Source organism: Mycolicibacterium wolinskyi (assembly GCF_002101965.1).
GTDB classification, from domain to species: domain Bacteria; phylum Actinomycetota; class Actinomycetes; order Mycobacteriales; family Mycobacteriaceae; genus Mycobacterium; species Mycobacterium wolinskyi.
This window is the reverse complement of record NZ_LQQA01000025.1, coordinates 1-1,397: the sequence shown is the minus strand read 5'-3', so window position 1 is coordinate 1,397 and position 1,397 is coordinate 1. Positions and strand designations below refer to the sequence as shown.

1 protein-coding gene is annotated in these 1,397 nt (G+C 64.6%); it reads right to left on the bottom strand.

Annotated features, from left to right (window positions below; all coding sequences use genetic code 11):
* Positions 1 to 8 precede the first annotated feature (8 nt).
* Positions 9 to 1,175 (bottom strand): IS30 family transposase, encoded by a 1,167-nt coding sequence (locus AWC31_RS21250; RefSeq protein WP_085145980.1) that lies wholly within the window; start codon positions 1,173 to 1,175, stop codon positions 9 to 11.
* Positions 1,176 to 1,397 lie beyond the last annotated feature (222 nt).

Genomic DNA, 1,397 nt, shown 5'->3' with positions numbered 1-1,397 from the left:
GCTTGGATTCAAGCGGTGGCTGCAACGAATGTGGACGGGTCTGACAGTAGTCGGTGGAGTTCTTCGGCGGGGGGGCGCCATTTGTGGCGTTTGCGGGGTCGGGCGTTGAGTTCGGCGGCGACCTGGTCGAGCCAGCCGGGGCCGTAGAACGACAGGTCGGTGCCTTTGGGGAAGTACTGGCGGAGCAGGCCGTTGGTGTTTTCGTTGGTGCCGCGTTGCCAGGGACTGTGGGGGTCGCAGAAGTAGATCGGCAGGCCGGTGGCTTCGGTGATCTTGGTGTGCAGCGCCATTTCGCTGCCTTGGTCCCAGGTCAGCGAGCGGCGCAGAATCTCGGGGATCTCAGGGACCTTGATCGACATGGCGTTGGCCAGGGTGGCGGCGGTGCGGTCTTTGGGCAGGTGCAGCAACACGACGAATCCGGTGGTGCGCTCGACCATCGTGCCGATCGCTGAGCCTGAGGCGGTACTGCCCAAGATCAGATCACCTTCCCAGTGCCCGGGGATCGCGCGGTCGTCGGCTTCCTTGGGACGATCTGCGATATTGATCATGCCGGCCTTGAACCGATCTCGATCTTCTATCGGTTTGCGGCCCTGTGCTTTTCGCCGAGTTCTGCCGGTGCGCAGCGCGGTCTTGACCAGTCTCGCCAGCTCCCCGCGGGGTTGGACATAGAGGGCTTGATAGATCGTTTCGTGTGACACCCACATCTCCGGATCGTCGGGGAAATCCTGGCGCAGCCGGTTGGCGATCTGCTCGGGACTATGGCCCAGCTTCAAGCGTGCCACCACTTCAGCCAGTAGTCGCGGACGGGTATCGAGGTGGCGTGATTTGGGACGCTTGAGATTGGCTTCGGCGGTGTCTTGCCCCACCCGCGCCCGGTATCCGGCCTCGGTCTTACCGCGATCCATCTCCCGGCTAATCGTGTCGGGGTGGCGTTGCAGCACCCCGGCTGCCTGGGCTGGTGAGTGCCCGGTTTCCAGGAGTTGCTCTAACCGGCAGCGCTCGATAAAGGCCATCGGGCCCTTCGGCGGTGACCGATCGGACTCGAGGCCAACAGGCATCGGTGTTCGTGGCACGAATCCAGCCTGTTGAACCCAGCGCCCCGCGGTGTGTTCCGACACGCCGGCGATTACCGCGGCCTCAGCCACCGTGGCCGCTGAATGCAGCGCCTGCCACAAGCTATCCCGCGCGAGCTGCGAATATCGCCTGCCATAGTGCTTCGGATTGGTCTCATAACCCGCGTCCTTGGCCCACTTGCGGCCCGTCGACCCATGCACCCCAGCAACCGTGGCCGCCGCCGTCGGCGACAGCCCCGAATTCACCGCCTCCCAGAACCGCTCCCGCACCCAATCTGCCAACCCGCCGCCCGGCGGTACACCACGACCACGAAACCCCGTCTG